Below are 20,281 nucleotides of genomic sequence, written 5' to 3' on the forward strand. Positions count from 1 at the left end.
CCCCTCAAGCTTGGGGGGAGAACTTGATCCAAACTTGTCGACGGGCCCGGCCTCGGTCAAGTTTGCCTGGCCCAACATCAAGCCTCCCTATTAAGCAGCTTCGCTCGCCAGCGCCCCCTCACGCCAGTGCCCCAAGGTCATCTCGATCAGGCCAACCAAACCCAGGAGGGCGTCAAAACGATCTTCCTGCTGCGTCTGAAGCCGTAGGCGTCGCCTACGGCTTCAGTCACGCTTGCGGCCGGACGACGCCCCTCCCATCCGCCGATAGCGAATATCTGCTCCGACCGGAGGAGGCGATCCTCCTGCCTTCTCTCGCCGCGCTGGTGACCGAAGGCTAAGCCGACGTGAGCATAGGCTGCGGCCGAGCAGGTCTCGGTCATTACGACGCCGCGCACATACCTCTGCCAAACGGAGCCGCGGCCGACTGCTCGGCGGCTCATGCAGCCGGCGCTGCCCCGTTTCGGCGCGGCGATCCCGGCTATGGACCCATGTGGACCGAGACTCAGACGGCGTGGGCTGCGAACGGTAGCTTAGAAAACCAGACGGCGGTTCTATCCGAGGTCACCGTTCCCAAGATTTAGCCTGTGGTGATAAGCTCGCGCCTATGGACAAAGCCGATATCGCCCCCTCGGATGACCCAATCTATCGCGCTGGAGTCCTCATGGGGCGCAACCAGGCGCTGACCGATGTCATGGAGCGTCTATTCTCGCCTGATGCAGTGTCGGCCGAGAAGACCGTCCGAGCGCTACACGCTTGGACGCAACAGACCATGGAAGAGGTCCGGATCGAGATGCAGCTGGTGTTTGCTGGCCTTAGCGCAGAGGACGGCGACCAGGACGCCTGATCTCAGGTCGCCAGCACCATAGCATCGCGTCATCTTGGCGTGCTGTTGTTTACGACGGCTAAAGCCTTCACGCTCACCGGCTCCGCCGGCGGGCCAGCCCTGCCGACTGATCAAACTGTTAGCTCGCACACGATGCGTTGTACCGGAATCGAAGTGCCGAAGATCGCCGCCAAGCGCCGGCGGGTAACATCATCAACAAGGTTGAGCACGCGACAGCGGCAACCCTGGTGTGCACAAAGTCCGCGTGGACCAGGCAGTCGCGAGGCAGCGTAGCCTCAGCCGAGGTTGGATCCGGCAGGCTACGCTCCTTTCTCCCTGGCGCCCAGCCTCAGCCGACCGTCTTGGGCGGGCGACCCCGACGCGGTTTGGCCGGCTGCTCCTGCGTCCCCAGTGACGGGCCAGGGTTGGCCGCCTTGGCGGTCTGGCGCCCGCCCTGACCGAGCCCTATGGATTTGGCGAGCTCCGAACGCCTGGCCGCATAGGCTGGCGCCACCATCGGGTAGTCTGCCGGGAGGCCCCATTTTTCACGATACTGCTCGGGTGTCAGACCATATTTGATCGAGAGGTGGCGCTTGAGGGATTTAAACGGACGCCCGTCCTCAAGACAGATGATGGCGTCCGGCGTCAGGGACCTGCGGATGGACACCGCCGGAGCCTGGGGCTCTGGCTCAGGCTCGCGGGGCGCCGCTCTGGTCGCCGCAAGCGCGCCGTGGATCTTCGCGACCAGGCCGGGCAATGCGTCAGCGGCGATGAAGTTTCGGCTAACGAAGGCTGAGACGATCTCCGTCGTCATGCCCAGAAGTTCGTCAGGCGCGTTATCTTCGGTCATTGTAGTCTTTCACGTAAGAAGATCGAAATCATAGTCCATGGCGAAACGGACGCCAGCCCTGGATGCCCTGAGTTTTACAAATACTTTGCAGAACAAATCAGGACTGCTCGTTTAATTGCAAAGCAAGGGTCTGACGCTGAACAGGGGGACGTCATGGAGATTTTGGAGCAGCTCAGGATCTGTGGATTCACCGAAGCCGGTCGGATCGCCATGGCGGGCGACTATCCGGCGCCTACAATCGACAAGGCCTGCTGCTGGAGCGGAGGCGTCTACGCATGGGTGGCGCATTGGGAAGGGGCCGCTGAAATCCTCTACGTCGGAAAGGCCGGCAGGACACTGCGTCAGCGCTGCCGTGAGCATCAGGCGGGCTTCAACGGAACGGCCGGAAGCCGGGCTGGTCTTCGCAACGGCGCCTATCTCGCCGAAGCGCTTCGGACCGGCGCCAGGATCAGCATATGGGGACGCGCGTCCGCCCATATCGAACTCTTTGGGCAGTCGGTGTCGCTTTGCAGCACGGAGGAAGAGGCCCTCATCGCGAGGTTCACCCCTGCCCTCAATCGCAGCGCCAAGCCGAAGGTCCGGCTGGAGAGGCCGCCGATGAGGTGTGACTGAACGCCGAACGGGCGCGAGGATGACACAAGGCCGGAACGCAGAGAGCCAGCGAGGCGCCCGACCGATGCTGCGTTTTGTGAAGGCGCGGATATCAAAGGCCGGCTGAAGGCCGGCGTCTTTCGATTCCGCGGTGCGCTGCGATTGGCCACCGGGACCAAAACCAGAGCATGATGGCCGATACGTCCGGTCCGAGCGCAGCCGCAGGGCCGATGCCTGCGGATATGGTTTGCAAGCGACAGACCCGGCGACAAACCGCAAGCGCATATCACGCCCCAACGCCTCGAGGAGAGAAGCGTCCTCGGTCGTATGGCCCGACAGCGTCGGCAAGCGACCCGGCGACAACGCAAAGGGGGGATCGCTCTCAAGCCGGGTCGCCGTCCCCCGGGGGGATGCCCCTCCTTAGGCGGCGCAACCGCCCCGGTCCAGAACATTGGTCTCCTTGCCCGTCGGAGGTCTTCCCGCCCGATCGGGCGCGCCAAGTTTCAATTCCTAGCGCCTGATGTCGCCTAAGGCTGGCGCGTCGGACCTTTAGACAATGACTGCCCCGAGTTGAGAGACTGGGGACTGACCGGACTGGAGCCGCTCGGCCGCCTCCTGAAGGGCTTCGCGATGGCGCAGCAGTTCTTCACGAGGCACTTGACGCAGGACTTCTCCGGTCCGCGGATCATAGATCTTGTAGATATAACGACCATCGCGCTCCTCGATGATCATGCGAGAATGGCCCGGCTCGGCCGCCTGGCCTTGAGCGGCGACGGGGGGCGGCGGCGCCGGAACAGGGCTGGCGGCGATATCCAGGGAGAGATCGGTCCTGGCCAGATCGGCCCCAGGGGAAAGCAACACATCCATCGTTATGGCTCCTTGAAGCCCCAGCACGACTGGGTGTCATTAAAGAAGAACGGGGGCGGCCGGAGCCGCCCCCGCAACGACCTGATCCTTAACGGAACAGGCTAAGCACGATGCTCGAGGACTGGTTGGCGATCGACAGGGCCTGCACGCCAAGCTGTTGCTTGGTTTGCAGGGCGGTCAGCCGAGCGCTTTCCTTGGCCAGATCAGCATCCACCAGGTTGCCGACGCCTGTTTCCAGGGCGTCCTGCATCTTGGCGGTGAAGGTCAACTGCCGGTCCAGAGACTTCGACTTGGTGCCCAGATCCGCCAGCACGCCGGTAAAGGCGGTGATGGCCGATTCGACATCGGTGACGCTGTAGTCTTGGTCATCCACGGCGGCGGCCTTGGTCCAGACCCCTGCCGCCGCCGTGCCCCCGAACATAAAGTCGGCGTCCGCGGCGGGATTGGTGGCGGGCGCACCGGCGGCGAAAGCGCCTTTCAGCACCATGCTGGACGACGTGCCCGTCATCACCTTCAGGTCAGAGGTTTGCTCTTTGAAGATATTGACGCCGTCGAAGGTAGCGCCGCCAAGGGCGGAGTGGATCTCCTGGACGATGGCTTCAAAGTCCGCGACCAGCTTCTTGCCGCTGTCAGTGTAGCCCGTCTTGGTCGTGCCTGCGGCGTCGTAGGTGGTGTTGTCCTTGATCGCCACCGCCAGACTTTTCAGCTCGGTCAGGGCGCTCATCACCGTATCGCCGGCCGCCATGGCGACGTCGACGATCGATTGACCGCGTTGCATGGACTGCTTGACCGAGTCCAAGGCCGCCATTTCCGACCGCTGCCCGGCGGCGATGGCGAAGATGGCGCCATTGTCCTTGGCCGAAGACACCTTCAGGCCCGTATTGATCCGGCTCTGGGCGACGCCGAGGTCACGATTGGTCTGGTTAAGGTTCTGCAGCGCCACGAGTGCGCCGGTATTGGTGTTGATGCTGTTCAACGCCATGGTTCATGTTCCTTCTGGATATGCGACGCCGTTCTGACGCCTGTTTCCCCCCGCCCCGGCCCGGAAGCCGTTGCGGGGAGGAAGAGCCGGACCGGACGAAACCGGGCCGCGCCTGAACCTTAACGGAACAGGCTGAGCACGATGCTCGAGGACTGGTTGGCGATCGACAGAGCCTGCACGCCAAGCTGCTGCTTGGTTTGCAGGGCGGTCAGCCGAGCGCTTTCCTTGGCCAGATCCGCATCCACCAGGTTGCCGACGCCTGTTTCAAGGGCGTCCTGCATCTTGGCGGTGAAGGTCAGCTGCCGGTCCAGAGACTTCGACTTGGTGCCAAGATCCGCCAGCACGCCGGTAAAGGCGGTGATGGCCGATTCGACATCGGTGACGCTGTAGTCTTGGTCATCTACGGCGGCGGCCTTGGTCCAGACCCCTGCCGCCGCCGTGCCCCCGAACATAAAGTCGGCGTCCGCGGCGGGATTGGTGGCGGGCGTACCGGCGGCGAAAGCGCCTTTCAGCACCATGCTGGACGACGTGCCCGTCATCACCTTCAGATCAGAGGTTTGCTCTTTGAAGATATTGACGCCGTCGAAGGTGGCGCCGCCAAGGGCGGAGTGGATCTCCTGGACGATGGCTTCAAAGTCCGCGACCAGCTTCTTGCCGCTGTCAGTGTAGCCCGTCTTGGTCGTGCCTGCGGCGTCGTAGGTGGTGTTGTCCTTGATCGCCACCGCCAGGCTTTTCAGCTCGGTCAGGGCGCTCATCACCGTATCGCCGGCCGCCATGGCGACGTCGACGATCGATTGACCGCGTTGCATGGACTGCTTGACCGAGTCCAAGGCCGCCATTTCCGACCGCTGCCCGGCGGCGATGGCGAAGATGGCGCCATTGTCCTTGGCCGAAGACACCTTCAAACCAGTGTTGATGCGGCTCTGGGCGACGCCCAGGTCGCGGTTGGTCTGGTTGAGGTTCTGCAACGCCACAAGTGCGCCGGTATTGGTGTTGATGCTGTTCAACGCCATGGTTCAGTTTCCTTCTGGATATGCGACGCCATTCTGACGCCTGTTTCCCCCCGCCCCGGCCTGAAAACCGTTGCGGGGAAAAGAGCCGGACCGGCCGTAGCCGGGCCGCGCCTGATCCTTAACGGAACAGGCTGAGCACGATGCTCGAGGACTGGTTGGCGATCGACAGGGCCTGCACGCCAAGCTGTTGCTTGGTCTGCAGGGCGGTCAGTCGGGCGCTTTCCTTGGCCAGATCCGCGTCCACCAGGTTGCCGACGCCTGTCTCCAGGGCGTCCTGCATCTTGGCGGTGAAGGTCAGCTGGCGATCCAGTGACTTGGACTTGGTGCCGAGGTCCGCCAGGGTGCCGGTGAAGGCGGTGATGGCCTTCTCGACTTCAGCGACCGAATAATCCGTATAGGCCGTAGGAGCCGCTGTGCTCGTAGAGGTCGTCTTGGCGGCCCAGACGCCCGTGGCCTGGTCGAAGGTTGCGTCTCCGGCCGTGGTGTTCTGGGTGCTGCCAAAAGCGAAGCTGGCGGCGGCGGCCGTGGCTGCGGCTCCGCTAGCCTTAAGGGTGAAGGTCGAGCCCGTGCCTGTGCCGGTGGCTACCTTGAGGTCGGCGGCCTGGGCCTTGAACAGGTTGACGCCGTCGAAGGTCGCGCCGGCCAGCGAGGTATGGATTTCCTTCACGATAGCTTCGAAATCGGCGACCAGCTTCTTGCCGCTTTCGCCCATGCCCGTGACGGTCGTGCCGTCAGCGGCGTAAGCCTTGGGCGCGTCCTGAATGGCGACCGCCAGGCTTTTCAGCTCGTTCAAGGCGGTCATCACCGTATCGCCGGCCGCCATGGCGACGTCGACGATCGATTGACCGCGTTGCATGGACTGTTTGACGGAGTCGAGAGCGGCCATTTCGGCGCGTTGGCCGGAGGCGATGGCGAAGATGGCGCCATTGTCCTTGGCCGAAGAGACCTTAAGACCAGTGTTGACGCGGCTCTGGGCGACGCCCAGGTCACGGTTGGTCTGGTTAAGGTTCTGCAGCGCCACGAGTGCGCCGGTATTGGTGTTGATGCTGTTGAGCGCCATGCGCCTGTTTCCTTCGGAAGAGTGCAGCGTCGTTCTGACGCCTGAGCCTTGTGCTCACCCCTCTCCCATCAATATTTAGGCCGAAAATTTCGCCGATTTTTTCCCTTTGGATTCAATCATCAGAGGCTCGATACGCTAGGCAGAATCCGCAGGCCAGGCACATTCTGCCGGGCGCCCGGCAATTCTTGCCGCCCATGGCGGGCCGCCAATGGACGCTTCAGGATTCGGATTGACGCGGCAGCAGCGGGTGGTCAGGGCGCTCCAGGGCGATCAGCCCCCTCGCCTCAACCATGGCCTCGTAAAAACGTCCCCCCGCCGCATGCTCGCAAATGCGCTCAAGCCGGCGCTCAACCTCTTCAGCTGACGCCGCAGCGATCGGCGCAGCCTGCAAGGCTTCTACGGCGTCGCGAAGCCGTCCCAGACTACCGGCCGGATCGCCGCCGCTGAGCAGCATGGCTTCATGGTAGACCCTTTCGCAGCAAGACGGGCTCGACGGCAGCTCAAATCGATCGCGTTCACGCAGGACACGGACATGGTTGTTCAGTTGCAGGCGGATCTTGTGGGGATGCGGATTTTCGACACGCGCGCCGTTGAGCATGATTTCCTCGCCCGGCTTGAGCCAGATCAACAACCCCAATGTCGCTCTCCTGAGTTTCGGAAGCCTCCAGCACGGAACTTCAATCGAAAGGCTTCAAACGGTCAGACGCCCCGGCGCAAGATGGCGGCTGCCTTCGGACGCGGGCGCGCAAACCTGCCTTAGAACATTCCATGCCGGACCAGAACGGCCGTGCGCATAGAGCCCCCGCCGACCGCCATCCCGCTCCCCCTAAGGAGAAGGACGAGCGCGTCGCGGAGCGGCGGGGATTAGCTGGCGCGAACCTACTGGAACAGCTTCAGGATGATGCTCGGTCCCTGGTTGGCGATCGAAAGCGCCTGGACCCCTAGCTGCTGCTTGGTCTGCAGGGCGGTCAGCTTGGCGCTTTCCTTAGCGAGGTCCGCATCGATAAGATTGCCGACGCCGGTCTCCAGAGAATCCTGAAGCTTGCCCAGATAGGTGATTTGACGGTCGATCGACTTGGACTTGGTGCCGATCTGGGCCAGCGTGTCAGTGAAGCCAGCCAGGGCTTTCTCGACATTGGCCACGGAATAGAAGCCCAGCTTGGCGTCGACCTCTGCCTTGGTTCCTTGAGCCAGGGGCGACCAGGCGCCCGTCGCCTGGTCATATTCGCCGACCACGCGGGGAGCGGGCGGGGTGGTGGCCGTCGACCCAAACTTGAAAATGTCGGCGGTGGCGTCCTCAGCTAACGCCTTCAGCTGGAACGTCTCGCCCGGCTTGGTGCCGTAGATGACCTTGAGGTCGGCCGTCTGCTTCTTGAACAGGTTGACGCCGTCGAAGGTGGCGCCGGCCAAGGCCATGTGGATCTCCTTGGTCAGGGCCTCGAAATCCGCGACCAGCTTCTTGCCGCTTTCACCAAGCACCATTTCAGAGGCCGGATCCGCGGGGTCCGCCAAGGCCCGGGGCGCGTCGGCGATGGCCACGGCCAGGCTCTTGAGTTCGCTCAGGGCGCTCATGACGGTGTCGCCTGCGGCCAGGGCCACATCAACGATCGACTGCCCCCGCTGCATCGACTGCTTCACCGCATCGAGCGCGCTCATTTCGGCTTTCTGCGTCGCGGCGATGCCGAACACAGCCCCGTTGTCCTTGGCCGTCGCCACCTTGAGCCCGGTATTGACCCGGTTCTGGGCCACGTTCAGGTCGCGGTTGGTCTGGTTGAGGTTCTGCAGGGCTATCAGCGCGCCGACATTGGTGTTGATGCTGTTCTGCGCCATGGGTGCGTCCTGTTGATGTGCGTCGCGCGACGCGTGAGCAAGGTTCAGCAACACTCCATCAAGTTCCGAGCCATATGTTTATTCTTTTAAATCAACATCTTAAAATATATATCAAGGCTCGTTAAGGATGTTTCTGCCGGGTGATCGGTAAAAGATGCCGCCCTGAAAGCCTTTGAGAGGCCAAGACCGGCGTCGCCTCATGCCTTGCTCGCCCCCTGCCGGCAGACCTGAAGGCGGCCTCTGCAGGGTTCTTCCGGCTTCATGAAAGCAGGCTCGAGCCCAGCGCCCGGATTATAAGGCGCGTCCGGCGTTTCTGCTGGCCAGTTTGCCTATCCCGAGACTTGCGGCGATTTTGCAGCCCCCGATTTACAGGGACAGGCTTGGTCAAACCGGCTTTCCGCCCAAGGCGGACGCGTCTTAGCCTCGCAACGCGTGGCGCCGGCCTTTTACGTCTCGAGGACGTTCATGGTGGCTCCGATCCGCGTCATGGCGCCGCTTGAGGACCCGCGCCCGGCGAACCTATCCCGGCGCCCTTTGGCGCCTGCTCTCTAGAGGCAGGCTAGAGGCTGGTCCGCTGTCGGCGCAGCGGGCGTCGGGGCGCAGGCTCGAAACCGCCCCCCTGTTTGTAAGCGCTCAGCGCTTCCTCGGCCGCCCGCCAGGCCGCGGCCCGTTCCGGCCGCGTCGGATCGGCCCAGTCCTCGGGCCGGAAGGTGAGAAGGCGGCGAAGCGCTTCAATGGCGTCTGGCGCCCGTCGCGCCTCAGGCGAATCCACCGGCGGCTCGCATCCCATGGCGGTGCGCCAGAGCTCGGCCTTGTCAGGAAAATGCTTGAACAGGGACGCAGGAGAAATCTCGGCCACACCGGCGATGAGACGGGTTGTAGCCGTCTCATAGGGAGAGGTCTCAAAGACCCGACGCGCCGCCCGCAGAATGCGCTCGCGAGTCTGACGCTTGCTTACCTGGCGTCCGCTGTCGGGCCCATGGCGACGACCGCCGCCAGACTGCGCAGCCGGGACGACGTCGGCGAGGGCCGCTTCGCTATCCTGCCCCCGCATTCGCGCATCATCCCCCGCAGCCTCACCTTCCAGCAGGCGACCGTTCATCTCTTCTATCGTCAGCGGATCGCCGGCTGCGCCGGCCTGTCCCTTTTCACCTTTCATGAGGGATGACGACCGCCGGATGATCCCTCCGGGGTTTCGTGACCCTCCCCCGGCGCCGGGGACCTGACCGCCATTCCACCTTCCGCCTGGGCGATAGCCTTTTCCGCGGCTGCCCAGGCCAGGTCGACGCGCTCGTTCGGGGCGGCCAGAGCCGCCGGGTCGTTCTTCAGGGCCACCAGGCTCTTGAGCGCCGCCAGCATGGAGCCCGCCGCGCGCGTCAGGGCGCTGTCGACGGGCGGCTCACACTGCATGGCGGCGCGCCAGATTTCAGCCTTGTCGACGAAGTGGTTGGTGACCGCCCCCATGGTCACGCCCGCCTCCTGACAGATATGGCGAAGGGTCGCCTGTTCATAGGGAATGAGGGTGAAGAGCGAGCGCGCCGCGGCAACGATCCGGGCCCGGGTCGCCGCCTTGGCCTGGGCGCGCCCGCCCCTTGGCGTGAGGTCATTCATGGGCCAGGCCTGCGGTTGCTGCGCTGCGTCTGGAGGGGCGCGCTCGCGCGCCGCCCGCTGCGTGGATCTCTCGAATGGCGGCAGGCTGCAGAACCCTGACGAGGGCTTCGGCCTCCTCCCACAGGAGATCCTCATCCTCCGGCGTCCGCGTGGCGACGAGCGCCTCCAGCGCTTCGAAGAGGCTTAGCGCTGATCGGGATAGGCGGCTGTCGACTGGCGGCTCGCAGCCCATAGCGGCCCGCCAGAGGCCCGCCTTATCGGGGAAATGCGCAAACATCGTCCCCACCGACACCCGCGCCTGGGCCGCGATCCTTCGCATGGTCGCGGCTTCATAGGGGTAGAGGTCGAAAACGGCGCCTGCGACCGCGACGAGATAGGCTCGCGTGATCGCCTTGTTGCGGAAACGACGCGTCGACAAGCGCTTTCCCGGCAGACAGCTGTCGTCCCCGCCGGCTTTCGTGTCAGCGCTGATGGCGTCACGGCCGGCGGTCAAATGCCCTGCTCCCGCTCATCATCCCCCTCGAACTGGGCCAGCACCGCCTCAGCCCGGCGCCACGCCGATCGACGATCCGCCGCTTCGGTCGAATCCGCCAGCCTGGCGGCGTGCAAACCGCGAAGCATGTCGAGAAGACGGCCCGACGCGCGCACGAGATCGCTGTCGAGGGGCGGTTCGCATTCCATGGCCGCCCGCCAGAGATCGGCCTTGTCGGAAAAATGCCCATGAAGACCGCCGATGCTCACGCCCGACATGCGGCTGACGTCGCGAAGCCTGGCCTGAGCATAGGGTCTGTCCGCGAAAAGCGCTCTCGCCGCCATGAGAATCCGGTCGCGCGTCATAGCCTTTTGCACGGCGCGCGCCCTCGGAAGGCTTGTCGGGATCAGGTCAGCGGCGCCCTCCCCCGCCGGTCCGGGCTGCCCTACGTGTGACCGTTCGGATCGCACCTTGCTGTCGGGGGCAGGGTCGGCCCCGTCACGCCCGCTGGAAACCTTCGTCATGCGGGGAAGCTGACGGGGGAGCATCGGCGGGTCAACACCCCGGATGAGAGTTTCGGGGTTGCGTGCGTCTAGGGCGGGAAACCGCTCTTCACTCTGCCAACAGCCTAGATCTCGCGTCTACGAGGGCGCGCCGGACCACACGGATCGGCCGCCGCGCGAGCGACCTCCCCTTCCCAAATCCTATCCGACCTCCCGTGCGCTCGACCTAAGGGTCCGCATCCGGTTTCCGGCCGCCTGGCATGCGAGCTCTCGCAGCAGAGCCGCTTTGCGCGCGTGTCCCTGCTGGGGCCAAACACTCACCAGCCGCTGAGGCCCAAGGCCGGTTTAGGCGCTCCAGATCACGACGATGGCGCGCAGCACAGGATCATCGATCGGGCCGAGTTCAACTTCTGGCCAGCCGGAGCTGTTTACATGCCTGCTCCATATTTCACAAAGTCAAACAGCGCACCCCGGCGCGACACGGACCGCAAATACCATCTAATCGTCTATTAAAGCTAAGCTTGAAAAGACATCGGATAGATTCGTAGCTCGAAAGGTGAAAGCTTCACCGTTAAACTCATTCAAGCCAGGCGCCCAGCCGTGTTTACGGGCGCATATACAAACTCGCCGCCAAGGCGAATAAAGCAGCATACCCTAAATTGGGGTCGCTAGACCTCTCTGCGCCTGCCAGTAATGAAATCATTAAGGCTTCATTAAGGCGTGGAGGGAGTGCTACGGATACGGCTTCAACGACCGTTTTGCGGCCCACGGTGAACCCTGCCAAGCCGGTCGACAGTCTCCTTCACAACAAACGTTTTTGAGCGCGTCTCGGCTCCAGCGAGTTCCGGGCGCGCCTGGAATGGCGATGGCTGACGCCGTCGACATGGGGACCTTTCGTCCCTCAAACCGAGGCTTGGCCTCAAAACTTGGAGAGAAGAAAATGAAACTGATGATGGTGGGCGTCGCCGCCCTTATGCTTCTTCCGGCCACCGCCATGGCGCAGGTCGCCACCAGCGACAGCGAGGCAGCCACCTTGACGCTGACAGGCGCCATTCCGGTGGAATGCTCGCTGGGCCTGGGCGACACCTCGACGAGCAGCGCAAGCCGCACCGTCAATCTGAACCAGGGACGCCTGACCAACCAGGCCATGCCGTCCCTGTATTACGGCTGCAACGCGCCCTACACCCTGACGGTGTCGTCCGCCAACGGCGGCATGCGCAATCAGGACGCACCTGACGGCAGCTATCAGTACACCGCCCGCTACGGCCTGAACTTCAACGGCATTCCCACCGGCGCCGCCGGCGGCGCCGCGGGTCTCGACCAGTACGAACTCGGACAGACCCGGACGACGCCCTTCGCTATCGTCACCCAGGGCTGGAGCAACATCGCAAGCCTCGTCAACCAGATCTCAGTTCTCAACGTCGAGGTTGATCTGGGCGCTGGCGGCGCGACTGACGGCACCAACTATCTGGCCGGCTCCTACGAGGACGTCCTGACGTTCGAGATCTCGGCGTCGCTCTAAGACGATTGTTCAAAACTGCTGCGCCGGACCTGAACAGGATTTCAGGCCCGGCGCTCGGCAGTTTGGGGGGAGTTCATGTTTCATCACCATCGTCTCGCGCAGGCTGCGGCGGCTCTCGGCCTGGCCCTCACGAGCCTGACAAGCGGCCCGGCGGCAGCCCAATCCTACGAAATCTCGCCGCTACTCGCCGAACTCCAACCGACGGCGTCGCGGTCGGAGCAGACCTTCAGAGTGCTCAACAAGTCGGATACGCCGATTGCGGTAGAGGCCATCATTCGCCAACGCCTGGTCAGCGACAGCGGCCAGAACCTTGACGGCGAAATCTCCGAGGATTTCATACTCGTTCCGCCTCAGATGGTGGTGCCGGCTCAGGGATCTCAGACCCTGCGTCTTCGATGGATCGGCGAGCCGCAGCTTGAGAGGGAACTGCCCTTCCGCATGCGGGTCCGGCAAATTCCGGTGACGTTCGACGCGCCCGGCGAAGGCGGGCGCGTCACCGTGGCCTTCTCCTACGTGGCGAACATCTACGTGGCCCCGCCCGGGGCGGCGTCGGACATCGCGCTGACAAAGGCGGAGCCCCTGGAGAGCGAAGGCAAGCGACACCTCGCCATCACCCTGGAAAACCGCGGCACGAAGCGGGCGGTGATCGACAAAGCGGAACTGCAGGTCACCGGGGCCGACGGCGCGACCAGCCTTGCGGCGGGATCGCCGGCCACGGAAGCCTTGACCACGCAGACCATCCTGGCGGGCGCCTCGCGTGTCTTCCTGCTCCCCTGGCCTGACGCCCTGACGTTCGGACCGATCACGGCGAGCCTCAACGCCCAGTATCTGATCCGCTAGGACAAGAACCGGGGTGCTGGAACTTCTCACAATCCTTGCGACACAGGAGCCAACGGGGCTCTCCGTCGCGCAAGCCACGCCCGCCGCGCCCACGACCCCATCTGCGGACGATGTGTTCGAACGGGCTTTCGGCCGGCGCCAGTCGCGGCCGGCGCGTTTTGACTATCCGGTCTTCGTCGACGACGAGCGCATCGGCGCTGTCGATATCGTGGTTGGAGCCAGTCCGGCCGAGACCACCGTGGACGCGGCTGCGCTCCTGGCCGCCCTCGAGCCCCTCCTGGACACCGAGGTCATCAAGGGGCTTCAAGCGAGCGCTGCAGCCGCGCCGGACGGGCGCCTCAGCCTCGCCGGCTTGCAGGCGGAAGGTCTTGACGCCGCCTTTGACAATCAGCTGCTGGCCTTAAGGCTGGAGCTGCCTCTGGCGATGCGCCAGCGGCGCCTGCTCTCGCGACAGGACCGCTACCTGCGTGAAGTCGCCAACGCCCTGAAGCCTGAGCCCTTCTCGGTCATCCTGAACACCCGGCTCGATATCCTCTACGGAGAAGCGGAGGGTCGCCGCTATGGGCGCCTGCCAGCCGCAGGATCGCTTGACCTTGCCGTCAACCTGCACGGCTGGGTGCTGGAAACCGGGGTCGACCTTCAGGAGAGGCTAGAGGCGGAACCGACTGAAGCCCGCATGGATGAAGTCCGCCGCAAGGTCACGACCCTGACGTGGGACGATCCCGCCCGTGCTCGGCGATTTCGTCTGGGCGACATCCAGGCGGAAGGATCGGGTTTCATCGCCCTGTCCCCGCTTCTAGGAGCCTCGTGGGGACGCGATTACACCCTCCAGCCCTTCCGCGAGAGGCGGCCGAGAAACCTCCAGGACTTCGAGATCGCAGACGACGCTCTGGTCGACATCTATGTGAACGGCGTCCTGGCGCGCTCGCTCAGACTAACGCCCGGACGCTACAGTCTGGCCGATCTTCCGATCATACAGACCGCTTCCAATGTCATCGACATCGTCGCCCGGGACAATCTGGGCGGGGAGACGCGCTTCAGTTTCGACGCCTTTTCCTCCACGTCCCTGCTGGCCGTGGGGGAAGCGGACTGGGGCGTGTCGGCTGGCTTGGAACGATACTTTGATCGCGGACGTCTCCGGTACGAGACGGACCGGTTCGTGGCGTCGGGCTTTTACGAACGCGGCCTGACCAACACCTTCACGGGCGGCGGCGCCTTGCGGCTGACCCAGGACGGCGGGGTCCTGTCAGGCCTGGCCGTCAAGGCGACGGCCGTCGGCAGCTTCAGCCTGCGGGCGGCCGCCTCGCAGTACGATCGATCAGGCTCAGGCGGCGCCGTCGACCTGACCTATAACTATCAGCAGGCGACCGAGGGGCTTCGAGCAGGATTGAAGCTTAACGCCAACCTTGGCTGGCGCAGCCCGCGCTTCACGCCCGTGGAGACCAGCACAACCGGCGCCGCCGGTTTCATTGCGCCGGAATGGACAGTCGCCGCCACGGTCTCGGCGCCGCTCACACCCAATATCGGCTGGTTCATCAGCGGATCCTATGCGCTACTGCGCGATCAGGCGGACAGCCACACTCTGACCGCCGGCGGATCCTGGGCTTCTGAGCGAGCTAGCCTCACAGCCTCGGTGGGGCATAGCTCCGGCGCCGGCTTCGGTCGTTTCCAGCGCGACGAGACCATCGTGCGCCTGCAATTTAACTGGCGTTTCGGACTGGGGTCCGGAGCCAGCGCCTCCTATGATTCCCGTACAGATCTTCGTCGGCTGGAGTATCTTCACACGGGCGTTCCCGGCGTGGGGGCCGTGGATTACCGCATCGGCTATCAGGGCGTAACGGGGTCTGATGGGCTCACGGGCGAGTTGGGCTACACGGCCAACCGGTTCGAGCTCAGGCTGTCTCAGGACTACGAGACCTTCCTCACCACTGAAGGGCCCGACGATGTCGTGGTCGGCGATAAGGATCGCCTCAGGACCCGCGCCACCTTGGGGACCGCCGTGGTCTACGCGGGCGGCCAGCTCGCCCTGAGCGCGCCCGTCGCGGACAGCTTCGCCCTGATTCGGGGGCATGAGGATCTTGAAGGCGCCGACCTGGCCGTCAACCCCGACCTGGCGCGACTGGAACAGGGCCTGGTCTATCAGGCCCGCTCGGACCGTATGGGGCCTGCCGTGCTGAACAATCTCTTCTCTTACCGGCCCCAGCTCGTGACGGTGCAGCCTCTGGACGCGGAACGCTCCGTCGCCTCGCCGAAGGATACAGCGGTCTTTGCGACTTACCGCTCCGGCGTGATCGTCGACTATGGGGAAGGCGGAAGCGCAGCGGCCATCGGCATTTTGCGCGATGCGCTGGGCGAACACCTCGGGTTGCGCAGCGGGGTGGCCCGGCCGGTTGACGACCCGACGGCGACCGGCACTCTGATATTCTCCAATGAAGCCGGGCGCTATTACGGCGACGGGCTTCGCGCCGGCCGTACTTACTCCATAGAGATCCGGGGAGAAGAAGGCTTTACCGGCGTCCTGGTCATGCCGGAGGACGCCAAAGGCGTTGTCCGCGGCCTGGACATCGTTCTCACGCCGAAAGGAACCATCGCCCCATGACGCGGATCATGCTCCTGCTGGCCATCGTAACAGGCGCGCTCGTCGCCACGCCGGCCTCGGCCTGCGTGTCCGGTTTCTCCCAGCGCGCACTACATATACACCTCGCCCATGTAAGGGTGGATCCCTTCGGGCTGGTGACGCGCGGCGATCGCGGATCGTCCTTTCTGCGCCTTTCTTCTGAGACCACGGACGAAGAGGACAACGGGCGCTGCGGCGCTTTGCTGAGGGTCACGCCGATAGGAAGCCCCCACTTCGGCATCACGAACGGTCGCGGCGCCAACCTGGATCTGGAGCTCACTGCCGACGCTCAGGCGGGAACGCCGTCTATTCGCCAGCCCGGCGCCCTCGTGTTCATGCTGCCCCGTCAGGACACCACCCTCGACGCCGCCATTCTGGAGGGACTGGCGACAGGCTCCGGCCCCTTCGAGGGCGCCTTCCGCATCGAGCTGACCACCGCTGACGAGTCCGACGTCGTCGACATCGCCGAGCTGACAGTCACGACCGTCATCCCCCCTGCGGTGTCCATCCGCTTCGACGACGCCATGGGCGCTTCTCGCAAGATGCTCGATTTCGGTCACATGACGTCCGGCGACATGCGTCATCTGACACTGCATATCGCGTCGACGACCGCCTATACCGTCGCTGTGTCGAGTGAGAACGGGGGGACGATGGTTAACCGCGAAGCCGGCGTCAGGGCCGACGTCGCCTATGATCTCCTCCTCGGAGGCCGAGCGGTCGCCCTTGGCCAGACCCCGACGGAGCTGGCGAGAGGAGCCCCGCCCCCCGGCAGGCCGACACGGCAGTCGCTTGACCTGGCTGTCGTGCTGCGAGAGATCGCCGGATACGCAGGTCGATATCAGGATACGGTTACTTTTACGGTCTCTTCTATTTACTAAGACCATCCACCAGACTTTAAAAATACAGCGTCTAGTTTCCACCACGGAGACTAGATGTGATGATCATAAAAAACACAGTCGCAATCGCGCTTGCGGCCGGACTTTCGATGATGTCGGTCTGCGAGGCGAAAGCCCACACAGATCCTGAACGTTACGTGGCGGCCGCTCCCCAGCTCATGATGCAGGTTTGCAGCGCTTTTTTCTCAGGGGCGCCTATGGCGCCGGTCCTGAGGGATCTGGAAGCCTGGCCTGCTCATGAACCCCTGCGCAGTCGTCTGCTCGGCGATCGCGAAGGGAAGGTCTTTCTGACACGCCAGTTCGGCTACGGCCTGTATGCCCTGACATTCGAGGCCAGCGGTCAATGCGGCGTGGAGGTCTTCGCCGTGCCGACCGGACTCGCCCGGTCACGTTTTGCCGGGATAGGCCAGACAGCCTCCGCGAGCTTCATAAGCGCGCCTCTAATGCACCGCGACGAGACGGCGCCGCAGTCCATCCCCCTGGTGCGTAACCCCAACGGGGCTGGCTTGGACCTGCACTTGCGCATCACTGAAGACACATCCGGCCGAGGCTCTGCCGCCTTCATCCTTACTCGCAAACGCGCGACGACGTATTCCCTCTAGGCATTGGGCGATCGCCCCAGCAGAGCCTTCGCCCTAGCCGAGCCGGAAGGGCAGGAGTTCGGCGAACATCTCCTCGCGACTGCTAACGCCAAGCTTGCCGTAGGCTCGCTTTATGTGCGTCCGGGCGGTGGCTACCGACACGCCCAACGCCAGCGCTGCGGCCTCGACATTAGCCCCGTCCACTAGGCGCTTCAAAATGCTCTCCTCCGCCGCGGTCAGGCCCAGAGCAGGTCCGAACTTCGCCCAGATCCGCTCGACGTCTCTTGTATCGCTGAACGCGATTACAAAGGCTTCGTTAGAGTCCAGAAGCACCTTGGTCACGCGCATGACAATGCAGCCTCGCTCTTCGCCTCGGGGCAAGACCCAGGCGCAGGGCTGATCATCGACATCGTTTAAGAAAGACCGAAACTCTTGCGTCGTCCCGGCCTTGAGTTGAAGCCGCCCGCCGATTTCGCGGAGATCGGGATCCGTGGACAGCAGGAGCCCGCCGGACGGGTTGCTCCATATAAGTCTGAGATCGGCATCAATGATAACCGCGGGCCGACTGCAATGGCGGCCCCATAATTCTATAGCGGCGGCCTGCTCGCCCGCAGACCACCTGTCATCGCGAAGCTTAGAACCGCTGAGCTGCATGCCCACCCCCCACGAACAATGTTATAATGTGTACCAAAACGGTTCAACATCAAGACCTGATCGAGAATTTTCAGCGCTGACCCTCGGTTCGGAAAGGCAAAGGTCTTCAGCGTCCGGCCCCGCGCCGTCCAAGCCGTCTGCCGACTTCGCCCGCGCGCAGGCATCCCGGGAGGCATACTGGCGACATTGAGACCCATTTGACGAGGCGTCTTTAGATAAAGATCTTTCTGATTGCGGTGGCTTCGCTTGCGACGGCCGGTACAGCGCCGCTTTGAGATATAACCGGCCTATCGAGATAAAAGGCTGTCGCGCCTTGCTGAACACCTACGCCCAGACAACCGAGCAGGACACTCGGGTCGGTTTCACCCTGACATTCGGCTTCGGCGTCGGCGCCCGCGCCAATGCAACGGCGAGCGTGGGCCTGGAACAGATCTACCGATAGAGAAAGCCTTCGCGGGGGACTATCGCCGGTCGCCAACCTAAGTGTTTCGCGTCGGGACGAATAGCGGGACTACAACCTCACAAGTCAGGCTGGGCTGTCGCCCAACGCCGACAATGATCGAGTTTACGCCTCCACGGTCGTCGCTTCCCGTCTTGCGACAGCCGAAATCACCGCCCAGCACATCATCACCCGGAGCGGCGATTTCTCGACAATCTACGGCAACGTCCAGTCTGGCTTCGCCATTGGCGGCGGCGCGGCCCAGTTCGGGATGGCCCGTCCTGGTGAATCCGTGATCATTGCCGAAATCCAGGCTGACCGATCCGATAAGCTCGTTGACCCCGCTTCCGGTTACCGTGTCCGGGTTGATTCTCAACCTGCTGACCTGTTGCGGCCAGGCGCTAGAGCGGCTGTGGGCCTGCCCGCCTACGCCAACTATGAACTCACGCTCACGCCGGAGAACGCCCCGCCCTTTGATGCTGATCTCTCGATCCGCCGGGTCACGCTTTATCCCGGGAACGTCGTGCGACTGCAGTTCGACGCCAAGCGAGAGTACACCCTCTTCGGTCGCCTGGTCGGGCCGCAGGGCGCGCCGTTGGAAGGTGTGATGATGCGATCGGGAGGAGACCTGACGGTTACAGACCAGTTCGGCTATTTCACCATTACAGCCCTGGGAAACGGTAAGATCGAGTTCAGGCCTATTGAAGGAGTCACCACCTGTGAGCCTCTGGACGTCTCGAGCTTGATCGACGCGCAAACTGAAACCCTTGCCTTCCACCGCCTTGGCAACGTGGAGTGTCGGACAGCAGATCCCGCCGGGCTTTGAGGCTGAACTAGCTGTGCCTGCAGCGAGGGGCTTCGAACCCCAAGGCCCCATAACCACCGAACGTCCAGACTGGCTTTGAGCGGGCTCGGCGCCTACGATGTTCTTCGCGCGTCGCTTGGCGAGGCGGGATGTCAAATGGGCTGGAGGCAGCGATGACGACTCGCCCACACGGCGACCAGGCCCGCCGGACCCAAATCAGGCGCCTGCCCGCGCTGCTTCCTGTCAGGCGCGGCGCCGCCGATGCGCTTGGCCTGTAGAGGCCAGCCCCGCAAGCAGCAGCCCCGTCAGGGCCTGGAGCGCCGGCGTGCGCAGCGGATAGTCGACAATGGACGCTGCAAGAAGCAAGGCCAGAGCCAGGATGATGAAGGGAGCGTTGCTGTCTCTACGCGCCCCTCTCACCACGACGATCGCCGCGAGAACCATTGGCAGTATCGCTGCAACCCCATATTCGACGAAGATCTCCACCCAGTCATTGTGCGCCTGGTTGACGAACCCGGCTGTGAGGACGTCAGCGGTTTCCTGGCCCATGTAGACTGCACTGAAGCTCCCGCCCCCGGCGCCGAACGGAAGATGGGCCAACGCCAGACTGAAGGCGTTCGCCCATAGATCGAAGCGTAGGTCCTCACCTGCGCCAGCGAACCGAGATGCTGCAACCCAGGTCCCGAGGATGGCGAAGATCAGTCCAGCGGCTGCAGCCGCCGCCGGGAGAAGAAACCGACGCGCCCCTGCGCCCCGGCCGCCCTGCCGCCACAAGAGAAATACGGATCCCATGACCGCTGGAGCCAGAAGCACCGCGCCCGCGCGTGATCCGGAAATCGCTACGCCCGCCAGAAGCGCCACAAAGGTCGCAAGAAGAATGGCGACCGCCAGCGGCGCCATGCGCCCGTCCCGGCTGCTGCTGCGGCTCATGACAAAGGCGAGGATCGGCAGGGAGGCCGCCAGCCAGACGGCCCAATGGTTGCGATTGGCGAAGAAACCGACCGCCGCTCCGCCACGGTCGCCGTAAAGCCTAAGCCCCCCGCTCGCCAGCTGCAGGGCTCCGAGGGCGACGGACGCAAAGGCGAGGATCGCTGTGCCGACCCAGAGCCGCTGGCGCTGGTGCGGGCTCAGGCAGGCCGCCGCCATCAGAACGGCCGCAAAGGGAACCACGCCGAAGAGGGCGTCAAGCGTCTCCTCGGGCGTAAGGGAAAGAGGGCGCCAGACCGGGGCGACCCCGGCCATGCTCAGATCCGCCGCCAACTCGGCTCGGCCAGGCAGCGCCGCCCAAAGTCCGGGCGGCAAGGGAATGAGTTGCAGAGCCGGCA

24 protein-coding genes are annotated in these 20,281 nt (G+C 63.9%); 11 read left to right on the forward strand and 13 right to left on the reverse strand.

What is annotated here, in order from left to right; all coding sequences use genetic code 11:
- Nucleotides 1–344: 344 nt before the first annotated feature.
- Both HNP51_RS18995 and HNP51_RS10835 read left to right on the forward strand, forming a co-directional pair.
- Entirely contained in the window at nucleotides 345–581 is a 237-nt protein-coding gene (locus HNP51_RS18995) for an excalibur calcium-binding domain-containing protein (protein WP_409360115.1), read from the forward strand.
- A 23-nt stretch (nucleotides 582–604) separates the two neighbouring features.
- Complete coding sequence (locus tag HNP51_RS10835) at nucleotides 605–844, forward strand: hypothetical protein (RefSeq protein WP_184269601.1); 240 nt, start codon at nucleotides 605–607, stop codon at nucleotides 842–844.
- 328 nt (nucleotides 845–1,172) lie between these two features.
- On the opposite strand, the gene HNP51_RS10840 is transcribed toward HNP51_RS10835, so the two are convergent.
- Nucleotides 1,173–1,673, reverse strand: coding sequence for a MucR family transcriptional regulator (locus tag HNP51_RS10840; RefSeq protein ID WP_184269599.1), 501 nt, complete (start codon nucleotides 1,671–1,673; stop codon nucleotides 1,173–1,175).
- Nucleotides 1,674–1,826: 153 nt separating this feature from the next.
- Here HNP51_RS10840 and HNP51_RS10845 point away from each other — a divergent pair, with 153 nt between their 5' ends.
- The gene (locus tag HNP51_RS10845; protein ID WP_184269597.1) at nucleotides 1,827–2,285 is read left to right on the forward strand and encodes a hypothetical protein; all 459 of its coding nucleotides are present in this window, start codon (nucleotides 1,827–1,829) and stop codon (nucleotides 2,283–2,285) included.
- A gap of 528 nt (nucleotides 2,286–2,813) precedes the next feature.
- Here HNP51_RS10845 and HNP51_RS10850 read toward each other — a convergent pair.
- From HNP51_RS10850 to HNP51_RS19000, 7 genes are all read right to left on the reverse strand, one after another.
- Complete coding sequence (locus HNP51_RS10850) at nucleotides 2,814–3,131, reverse strand: flagellar protein FlaG (protein WP_184269595.1); 318 nt, start codon at nucleotides 3,129–3,131, stop codon at nucleotides 2,814–2,816.
- An 88-nt stretch (nucleotides 3,132–3,219) separates the two neighbouring features.
- Entirely contained in the window at nucleotides 3,220–4,113 is an 894-nt protein-coding gene (locus tag HNP51_RS10855) for a flagellin (RefSeq protein WP_184269593.1), read from the reverse strand.
- Nucleotides 4,114–4,232: 119 nt separating this feature from the next.
- The gene (locus HNP51_RS10860) at nucleotides 4,233–5,126 is read right to left on the reverse strand and encodes a flagellin (protein ID WP_184269591.1); all 894 of its coding nucleotides are present in this window, start codon (nucleotides 5,124–5,126) and stop codon (nucleotides 4,233–4,235) included.
- 118 nt (nucleotides 5,127–5,244) lie between these two features.
- The gene (locus HNP51_RS10865) at nucleotides 5,245–6,186 is read right to left on the reverse strand and encodes a flagellin (protein ID WP_184269589.1); all 942 of its coding nucleotides are present in this window, start codon (nucleotides 6,184–6,186) and stop codon (nucleotides 5,245–5,247) included.
- 217 nt (nucleotides 6,187–6,403) lie between these two features.
- Nucleotides 6,404–6,823 carry a flagellar biosynthesis repressor FlbT gene (locus tag HNP51_RS10870; protein ID WP_184269587.1) on the reverse strand — a complete coding sequence of 140 codons (420 nt, stop codon included), beginning with the start codon at nucleotides 6,821–6,823 and terminating at the stop codon, nucleotides 6,404–6,406.
- 242 nt (nucleotides 6,824–7,065) lie between these two features.
- Nucleotides 7,066–8,016 carry a flagellin gene (locus HNP51_RS10875; RefSeq protein ID WP_184269585.1) on the reverse strand — a complete coding sequence of 317 codons (951 nt, stop codon included), beginning with the start codon at nucleotides 8,014–8,016 and terminating at the stop codon, nucleotides 7,066–7,068.
- A 559-nt stretch (nucleotides 8,017–8,575) separates the two neighbouring features.
- Nucleotides 8,576–9,070, reverse strand: coding sequence for a TetR/AcrR family transcriptional regulator (locus tag HNP51_RS19000; protein WP_409360118.1), 495 nt, complete (start codon nucleotides 9,068–9,070; stop codon nucleotides 8,576–8,578).
- On the opposite strand from HNP51_RS19000, the gene HNP51_RS18590 reads away from it, so the two are divergent.
- On the forward strand, nucleotides 8,996–9,184 hold the full coding sequence (locus HNP51_RS18590; RefSeq protein ID WP_260398420.1) for a hypothetical protein: 189 nt from the start codon (nucleotides 8,996–8,998) through the stop codon (nucleotides 9,182–9,184). The two genes, HNP51_RS19000 and HNP51_RS18590, sit on opposite strands and share 75 nt — an antisense overlap.
- Here the strand turns inward: HNP51_RS18590 and HNP51_RS10885 are convergent.
- The 3 genes from HNP51_RS10885 to HNP51_RS10895 form a co-directional block, all read right to left on the reverse strand.
- Nucleotides 9,172–9,627 carry a TetR/AcrR family transcriptional regulator gene (locus tag HNP51_RS10885; protein ID WP_184269581.1) on the reverse strand — a complete coding sequence of 152 codons (456 nt, stop codon included), beginning with the start codon at nucleotides 9,625–9,627 and terminating at the stop codon, nucleotides 9,172–9,174. The genes HNP51_RS18590 and HNP51_RS10885 overlap by 13 nt on opposite strands.
- A complete protein-coding gene (locus HNP51_RS10890; RefSeq protein WP_184751194.1) occupies nucleotides 9,620–10,045 on the reverse strand; it encodes a helix-turn-helix domain-containing protein in 426 nt (141 codons plus the stop codon). Before HNP51_RS10890 ends, HNP51_RS10885 begins: the two co-directional genes overlap by 8 nt.
- A gap of 71 nt (nucleotides 10,046–10,116) precedes the next feature.
- Complete coding sequence (locus HNP51_RS10895; RefSeq protein WP_184269577.1) at nucleotides 10,117–10,464, reverse strand: helix-turn-helix domain-containing protein; 348 nt, start codon at nucleotides 10,462–10,464, stop codon at nucleotides 10,117–10,119.
- A 1,078-nt stretch (nucleotides 10,465–11,542) separates the two neighbouring features.
- Here HNP51_RS10895 and HNP51_RS10900 point away from each other — a divergent pair.
- From HNP51_RS10900 to HNP51_RS10920, 5 genes are all read left to right on the forward strand, one after another.
- On the forward strand, nucleotides 11,543–12,124 hold the full coding sequence (locus HNP51_RS10900; protein WP_184269575.1) for a hypothetical protein: 582 nt from the start codon (nucleotides 11,543–11,545) through the stop codon (nucleotides 12,122–12,124).
- A 75-nt stretch (nucleotides 12,125–12,199) separates the two neighbouring features.
- Nucleotides 12,200–12,964 (forward strand): molecular chaperone, encoded by a 765-nt coding sequence (locus HNP51_RS10905; protein WP_184269574.1) that lies wholly within the window; start codon nucleotides 12,200–12,202, stop codon nucleotides 12,962–12,964.
- A gap of 112 nt (nucleotides 12,965–13,076) precedes the next feature.
- Nucleotides 13,077–15,563 carry a hypothetical protein gene (locus HNP51_RS10910; RefSeq protein WP_184269572.1) on the forward strand — a complete coding sequence of 829 codons (2,487 nt, stop codon included), beginning with the start codon at nucleotides 13,077–13,079 and terminating at the stop codon, nucleotides 15,561–15,563.
- Nucleotides 15,560–16,459, forward strand: a complete 900-nt coding sequence (locus HNP51_RS10915; RefSeq protein WP_184269570.1) for a hypothetical protein — start codon at nucleotides 15,560–15,562, stop codon at nucleotides 16,457–16,459. Before HNP51_RS10910 ends, HNP51_RS10915 begins: the two co-directional genes overlap by 4 nt.
- A gap of 59 nt (nucleotides 16,460–16,518) precedes the next feature.
- The gene (locus HNP51_RS10920; RefSeq protein WP_184269568.1) at nucleotides 16,519–17,079 is read left to right on the forward strand and encodes a hypothetical protein; all 561 of its coding nucleotides are present in this window, start codon (nucleotides 16,519–16,521) and stop codon (nucleotides 17,077–17,079) included.
- Between the two features lie 33 nt (nucleotides 17,080–17,112).
- Here the strand turns inward: HNP51_RS10920 and HNP51_RS10925 are convergent, their stop codons facing one another.
- Nucleotides 17,113–17,712 (reverse strand): helix-turn-helix transcriptional regulator, encoded by a 600-nt coding sequence (locus HNP51_RS10925; protein WP_184269566.1) that lies wholly within the window; start codon nucleotides 17,710–17,712, stop codon nucleotides 17,113–17,115.
- Between the two features lie 313 nt (nucleotides 17,713–18,025).
- Between HNP51_RS10925 and HNP51_RS18595 the strand changes: the two genes are divergently transcribed.
- Nucleotides 18,026–18,154, forward strand: a complete 129-nt coding sequence (locus HNP51_RS18595; RefSeq protein WP_260398419.1) for a hypothetical protein — start codon at nucleotides 18,026–18,028, stop codon at nucleotides 18,152–18,154.
- 409 nt (nucleotides 18,155–18,563) lie between these two features.
- Nucleotides 18,564–18,977: a CS1-pili formation C-terminal domain-containing protein gene (locus HNP51_RS10930; protein WP_184269564.1), complete on the forward strand. Its 414-nt coding sequence runs from the start codon at nucleotides 18,564–18,566 to the stop codon at nucleotides 18,975–18,977.
- A 222-nt stretch (nucleotides 18,978–19,199) separates the two neighbouring features.
- Here HNP51_RS10930 and HNP51_RS10935 read toward each other — a convergent pair whose 3' ends face one another.
- On the reverse strand, nucleotides 19,200–20,198 hold the full coding sequence (locus tag HNP51_RS10935) for an O-antigen ligase (RefSeq protein ID WP_184269562.1): 999 nt from the start codon (nucleotides 20,196–20,198) through the stop codon (nucleotides 19,200–19,202).
- Between the last annotated feature and the right edge of the window lie 83 nt (nucleotides 20,199–20,281).

This window comes from Brevundimonas bullata (assembly GCF_014207965.1).
Lineage (GTDB): Bacteria > Pseudomonadota > Alphaproteobacteria > Caulobacterales > Caulobacteraceae > Brevundimonas > Brevundimonas bullata_A.

What these genes read in the sequence shown, in the direction of transcription:
- HNP51_RS10925 (WP_184269566.1), bottom strand. Translation starts at nt 17,712, where the DNA reads ATGCAGCTCAGCGGTTCTAAGCTTCGCGATGACAGGTGGTCTGCGGGC.
- HNP51_RS10915 (WP_184269570.1), top strand. Translation starts at nt 15,560, where the DNA reads ATGACGCGGATCATGCTCCTGCTGGCCATCGTAACAGGCGCGCTCGTC.
- HNP51_RS10840 (WP_184269599.1), bottom strand. Translation starts at nt 1,673, where the DNA reads ATGACCGAAGATAACGCGCCTGACGAACTTCTGGGCATGACGACGGAG.
- HNP51_RS19000 (WP_409360118.1), bottom strand. Translation starts at nt 9,070, where the DNA reads ATGCGGGGGCAGGATAGCGAAGCGGCCCTCGCCGACGTCGTCCCGGCT.
- HNP51_RS10850 (WP_184269595.1), bottom strand. Translation starts at nt 3,131, where the DNA reads ATGGATGTGTTGCTTTCCCCTGGGGCCGATCTGGCCAGGACCGATCTC.
- HNP51_RS10895 (WP_184269577.1), bottom strand. Translation starts at nt 10,464, where the DNA reads ATGACGCGCGACCGGATTCTCATGGCGGCGAGAGCGCTTTTCGCGGAC.
- HNP51_RS10875 (WP_184269585.1), bottom strand. Translation starts at nt 8,016, where the DNA reads ATGGCGCAGAACAGCATCAACACCAATGTCGGCGCGCTGATAGCCCTG.
- HNP51_RS10835 (WP_184269601.1), top strand. Translation starts at nt 605, where the DNA reads ATGGACAAAGCCGATATCGCCCCCTCGGATGACCCAATCTATCGCGCT.
- HNP51_RS10845 (WP_184269597.1), top strand. Translation starts at nt 1,827, where the DNA reads ATGGAGATTTTGGAGCAGCTCAGGATCTGTGGATTCACCGAAGCCGGT.
- HNP51_RS10935 (WP_184269562.1), bottom strand. Translation starts at nt 20,198, where the DNA reads ATGGCCGGGGTCGCCCCGGTCTGGCGCCCTCTTTCCCTTACGCCCGAG.
- HNP51_RS10920 (WP_184269568.1), top strand. Translation starts at nt 16,519, where the DNA reads ATGATCATAAAAAACACAGTCGCAATCGCGCTTGCGGCCGGACTTTCG.
- HNP51_RS10865 (WP_184269589.1), bottom strand. Translation starts at nt 6,186, where the DNA reads ATGGCGCTCAACAGCATCAACACCAATACCGGCGCACTCGTGGCGCTG.
- HNP51_RS10885 (WP_184269581.1), bottom strand. Translation starts at nt 9,627, where the DNA reads ATGAATGACCTCACGCCAAGGGGCGGGCGCGCCCAGGCCAAGGCGGCG.
- HNP51_RS18590 (WP_260398420.1), top strand. Translation starts at nt 8,996, where the DNA reads ATGGCGACGACCGCCGCCAGACTGCGCAGCCGGGACGACGTCGGCGAG.
- HNP51_RS10900 (WP_184269575.1), top strand. Translation starts at nt 11,543, where the DNA reads ATGAAACTGATGATGGTGGGCGTCGCCGCCCTTATGCTTCTTCCGGCC.
- HNP51_RS10855 (WP_184269593.1), bottom strand. Translation starts at nt 4,113, where the DNA reads ATGGCGTTGAACAGCATCAACACCAATACCGGCGCACTCGTGGCGCTG.
- HNP51_RS10860 (WP_184269591.1), bottom strand. Translation starts at nt 5,126, where the DNA reads ATGGCGTTGAACAGCATCAACACCAATACCGGCGCACTTGTGGCGTTG.
- HNP51_RS10905 (WP_184269574.1), top strand. Translation starts at nt 12,200, where the DNA reads ATGTTTCATCACCATCGTCTCGCGCAGGCTGCGGCGGCTCTCGGCCTG.